The sequence below is a fragment of the Planomonospora alba genome (assembly GCF_039534085.1).
GTDB lineage: Bacteria > Actinomycetota > Actinomycetes > Streptosporangiales > Streptosporangiaceae > Planomonospora_B > Planomonospora_B alba.
The window spans coordinates 1-4524 of sequence record NZ_BAAAUT010000123.1; the positions used below are offsets into that span (position 1 = coordinate 1).

The following is a 4524-nucleotide window of genomic DNA, read 5'->3' on the forward strand; positions in this document are numbered from 1 at the left end:
CCACGCACGGGGCCTGGCCGTCCCGCCGGGCCCGCCGGGCCCGGCCGCATCGGCCGCTCCCCGGGGGGCCGTCCTCCCTGCCGTCGCTCGGGAAGGTCGCGCTCGCGGTGGGCGCGCCGGTGCTCGCGGTGCTCGTCGGCGTGGGCGGCTGGTTCGTCCTGCGCGACGGCGGGACCTCCGCGGCGGCGGACCGGCCGGCCGGCGACGCCGCGGGCTCCGCCGGGCCCGCCCGCACGCCGCAGGCGACCCCGGCCCCGACGCCGTCGCCCGCCTCCACCGCGCGCCGGCTCCCGAAGGGCTGGCGATGGTACGAGGACCCCGAGATGGGCTTCACCGTCGCGATCCCGCGGAACTGGAGCGCCAAGCGCGCCGCCGACCGCAACCGGGTGGAGTTCCGGGCGCCGGGCGCGGCGAGCTTCCTGTGGATCGAGTCGACCGAGGACCCCGAGGTCGACCCGGTCAAGCACTGGGAGAAGGTCGAGAAGGTGATCAGCGTGCACCGGCAGGGCTACCGCCGGATCGGCATCACCCCGCTGAACTACCGGGGCCTGGCCGCCGCCGACTGGGAGTTCACCTACACGGACGAGGGCGTGCCGATGCGCGTGCTGGACCGGGGCTTCCGCACCGCGGACGGCACGCCGTACGCGATCTACTGGGAGAGCCCCGAGGACCGGTGGGACCGCACGTACTTCGAGCGGTTCACCGACACGTTCCGGCCATGAGCGCGGATCCCGGCAGGGAGGCCGCGCGGTTCTGGCGGAACCCGGCGCTGCCGGGCGTGGACCTGCTCAAGGCCCGCTACGTCACGCACCGCTTCACCCGGCACGTGCACGAGCAGTACGCGATCGGGGTGATCCTGTCCGGGGTCGAGGAGTTCGACTACCGGGGCGGGCGGCACCGCGCCGGCGCCGGGGCGGTGGTCCTGGTCGACCCCGAGCAGGTGCACACCGGCCACGCGGGCGTGCCGGACGGCTGGGCCTACCGGATGCTCTACCCGTCGGTCGAGGTGGTCTCCGGCATCGCGGCGGAGCTGCTGGCCGGGCGGGGCACGCCGTACTTCCCCGAGGCCGTGGTCTCCTCCCCGCACGCCGCCTCCCTGCTGCGCGCCGCGCACGCCGCGGCCGAGCGCGGCGACGACCTGGCCTCCTCCGTCCTGGCCCGCACGGCCTTCGGCGCGCTGGTGCGCCACCACGCCGCCCGCCGGCCGCCCCGGCCGCCGTCGGCCGCGGGCGACCGCGCGGTGCGGCTGGCCCGCGAGATCCTGCACGAGCGCCTCGTCGACCCGCCGACGCTGGAGGACCTGGCCCGCGCCGTGCAGGCGCGGCCGTTCGCGCTGATCCGCGCGTTCAAGGCGGCCACCGGGCTGCCCCCGCACACCTATCTGAACACCCTGCGGGTCCGGCGGGCGCGCGCGCTGCTCGACGCCGGGACGCCGCCCGCCCGGGTCGCCGCGGAGGTCGGCTTCACCGACCAGGCCCACCTGAACCGGCACTTCAAGCGGGTCGTCGGGGTGCCGCCGGCCGCCTACCAGCGCGCAGGAACGTACAAGACCCACCCCTGAACCGGACATAACCTCACTCGCATGGAAACAACCACTCGTTCCTCTGCGGTCAGGGACGGGCTGGGCGTGGGGATCGCGGTGGGCCTGTCCGGGGTGGCGTTCGGCGCCGCCGCCGTCACCGCCGGGCTGAGCGTGGCCCAGGCGTGCGTGCTGAGCCTGCTCGCCTTCACCGGCGCCTCGCAGTTCGCCCTGGCCGGCGTCGTGGCGGGCGGCGGCAGCCTCGCCGCGGGCGCGGCCGGCGCGCTGCTGCTCGGCGTCCGCAACGGCCTGTACGGCCTGCGCCTGTCCGGCCTGCTCGGCGCCCGGGGCTGGCGCCGCCTCCCCGTCGCCCACGGGGTGATCGACGAGACGACCGCGGTGACCCTGGCCCAGCCGGACGCCGAGTCGGCCCGGACCGGGTTCCTCGTCACGTTCGTCAGCCTCTACCTCACCTGGAACGCCACGACCCTGCTCGGCGCGCTGGGCACCTCCCGGGTGGCCGACCCGGCGGTGTTCGGGCTGGACGTGGTGGGCCCGGCGACGTTCCTGGCGATCCTCTGGCCCCGGCTGACCGGGTCCGGGCCCGAGACCCGCACGCTCAGGACGATCGCGGCGGGCGGGGCGGCCGTCGCGCTGGCCGCCACCCCGTTCACCCCCGCGGGCGTGCCCGTGCTGCTGGCCGCCGCGGCCGTGCTCGCCGTCGTGCTGAGGAGCCCGCGATGACCGTCTGGCAGGCCGTGCTCGCCGTCTCCCTGGGCTGCTACGCGCTGAAGCTGGCCGGGCTGTCGGCGCCGCGCCGGGTGCTCGACCACCCGGGCGTGCAGCGCTTCGCCGCACTGGTCCCGGTGGCGCTGCTGGCCGCGCTGATCGCGGTGCAGACCTTCGCCGAGGGCCGGGCGCTGGGCCTCGACTGGCCGCGCACCGCCGGGCTGGGCGCCGCCGTGGTCGCGCTGCTGCTGCGCGCGCCGTTCCTGGTGGTGCTGGTGGCGGCGGCGGCCGTCACCGCGGCGCTGCGGTACGCCGGACTCTGACCCGGCGGCCCGGGGAACGCGGCCGCCGCGGTAGAAGCGCCCGAAGACGAGCGTGCGCAGCTCGTGGGGGCGTCGGCGACGAAGCGCCGCAGCCGCTCCTGCGACTCCTCCCGCCCCCCGGAACGCCCCCTCGATCTGGCCGAGCATCGCGTTGAGCGCGTGGCCGAGGCTGCCCACCTCGCCGGCGGCCGGGGCCGCCTCGATCCGGCGGTCGAGGCACCGGCGCCGATGTCCGCCGCCGCCTCCACGATGCGGTCCAGCGGGCGCAGGCCCCGGCGGACCAGGTGGGCGGCGAGCAGGGTCAGGCCGGCCAGGGCCGCCGCCGAGGAGACGACCGGGACGCGGGGAGGCGGGGCCGCAGGGCCCGGGGGACCCGCCCGGCCCGGCGGGGCCGGTGCGGGCGGGGTCCTCGGGGGTGGCGGGGCCCCCGGCGGCGGGGAGGGCGACGGCGGGGTTCGGGCGGGGGCATCAGTCCTCCCGGGGCAGGCGCAGCGTGTAGCCCACGCGGGGCACGGTGCGGGCGAGCGGCGGGCCGCAGGCGTCGACCTTGCGGCGCAGGTAGCTGATGTACGTCTGCACGACGCCGTCGTTGCCGCCGAAGTCGTACTCCCACACGTGGTCGAGGATCTGCCGCGTGGTGACCAGCCGGCCCGCGTTGGCGGTCAGCCGGCAGGGCGTTCGCGGCCGTCGCGGCGGAGCTGCCCCAGGCCCGCGTGGTCTCCTACGCCGGCACCGGCGCCCCTCGGCTCGTCGGCGCGGACGGCCGGACCGCGTTCGGGCTGGTCTTCCCCGGCGCCTACTCCGACGGCAGCCCGCCGGGGGCGGCCTGGGCGAGACGCGGTTCGCCCGCGCGGAGCACACCACGCGGTTCGTGGACGAGACCGCGTCCGGAGGGGAGCCTCCGCGGTGGACCGCGCGAAAGGTCCGGATTACCCCTTTGGATCCGGGGTAGTCGGAGGCTCATGTCCGACGCACAGGAGCTCATCGCCCACCGGTACCGGCTGCTGGAACGCATCGGCAGGGGAGGCATGGGCACGGTCTGGCGGGCGCGGGACGAGGTGCTCGGCCGGGACGTGGCCGTCAAGGAGGTCGTCCCCTCGCCCGACCTGACGGGGCCCGAGCGGGAGGCCTTCACCGTCCGGACCCTCCGAGAGGCCCGTGCCGCCGGGCGGATCGGCCACCCGTGCGTGGCGACGGTCTACGACGTGGCCGAGGAGCGGGGCCGGCCCTGGATCGTGATGCAGCTCGTGGAGTCCCGCACGCTCGGCGCCGTGATCAGGGAGGACGGGCCGCTCCCGCCGGCGCGGGTGGCGCGGATCGGGCTGGAGGTGCTCGGCGCGCTGGTCGCCGCGCACCGGGTGGGGGTGCTGCACCGCGACGTCAAGCCGGACAACGTGCTGCTCGCCTCCGACGGCCGGGCCGTGCTGACCGACTTCGGCATCGCGATGCTGGAGGGCGACTCCTCGGTGACCAGGACCGGGGCGCTGATCGGCACCCCCGCCTTCATCGCGCCGGAGCGGGCGGACGGCGGCCCCGCGCGGTTCGCCTCCGACCTGTGGTCGCTCGGCGTGACGCTGTACATGGCGGTCGAGGGGCGCTCCCCCTTCCAGCGCGCCCACCCGCTGGCGACGCTGGCGGCGGTCATGCACGAGCCGCCGCCCCCGCTCCGGCGGGCCGGGGCGCTGGGCCCGGTGATCTGGGGCCTGCTCAGGAAGGACCCCGCGGCGCGCATGTCCGCCCAGGAGGTGCAGCTCGGCCTGCAGGCGGTCATGGACGGCACGGCTCCCGAGTCCACCATGCCGATCGACCTGGCGGATCCGCGGGCCGCGGCGGGACCGGAGCCCGGCCCGCAGGCCGCGGCGCCCGCTCCCGTCCCGGTGCGCTCCGCGCTCTCCGCCGCGGGAGCGGGACCGCCGGCCCCGCCCGCCGGGGCGCCGGCCGGCCCGCCGGTCC

General features: G+C 77.5%; 6 protein-coding genes. 5 read left to right on the top strand and 1 reads right to left on the bottom strand.

The genetic code is table 11. From position 1 onward, the window contains the following. From ABD823_RS34055 to ABD823_RS34070, 4 genes are all read left to right on the top strand, one after another. The coding region (locus tag ABD823_RS34055; protein ID WP_425566702.1) for a hypothetical protein at positions 1-722 on the top strand (722 nt) is incomplete at its 5' end. After that, positions 719-1561 carry an AraC family transcriptional regulator gene (locus ABD823_RS34060; protein ID WP_344867016.1) on the top strand — a complete coding sequence of 281 codons (843 nt, stop codon included), beginning with the start codon at positions 719-721 and terminating at the stop codon, positions 1559-1561. The genes ABD823_RS34055 and ABD823_RS34060, both read left to right, overlap by 4 nt. Positions 1562-1582: 21 nt before the next feature. After that, positions 1583-2263 carry an AzlC family ABC transporter permease gene (locus tag ABD823_RS34065; protein WP_344867018.1) on the top strand — a complete coding sequence of 227 codons (681 nt, stop codon included), beginning with the start codon at positions 1583-1585 and terminating at the stop codon, positions 2261-2263. Beyond that, positions 2260-2571, top strand: coding sequence for an AzlD domain-containing protein (locus ABD823_RS34070; RefSeq protein ID WP_344867020.1), 312 nt, complete (start codon positions 2260-2262; stop codon positions 2569-2571). Before ABD823_RS34065 ends, ABD823_RS34070 begins: the two co-directional genes overlap by 4 nt. A 468-nt stretch (positions 2572-3039) precedes the next feature. Here ABD823_RS34070 and ABD823_RS34075 read toward each other — a convergent pair whose 3' ends face one another. Beyond that, positions 3040-3435: a helix-turn-helix domain-containing protein gene (locus tag ABD823_RS34075; RefSeq protein WP_344867022.1), complete on the bottom strand. Its 396-nt coding sequence runs from the start codon at positions 3433-3435 to the stop codon at positions 3040-3042. Between the two features lie 98 nt (positions 3436-3533). On the opposite strand from ABD823_RS34075, the gene ABD823_RS34080 reads away from it, so the two are divergent. Beyond that, on the top strand, positions 3534-4524 hold a 991-nt coding region (locus tag ABD823_RS34080; protein WP_344867024.1), incomplete at its 3' end, for a serine/threonine-protein kinase.

Bases quoted from the DNA above. Each gene is read 5' to 3' on its own strand.
- ABD823_RS34060 (WP_344867016.1), top strand. From the start codon at position 719: ATGAGCGCGGATCCCGGCAGGGAGGCCGCGCGGTTCTGGCGGAACCCG.
- ABD823_RS34065 (WP_344867018.1), top strand. From the start codon at position 1,583: ATGGAAACAACCACTCGTTCCTCTGCGGTCAGGGACGGGCTGGGCGTG.
- ABD823_RS34070 (WP_344867020.1), top strand. From the start codon at position 2,260: ATGACCGTCTGGCAGGCCGTGCTCGCCGTCTCCCTGGGCTGCTACGCG.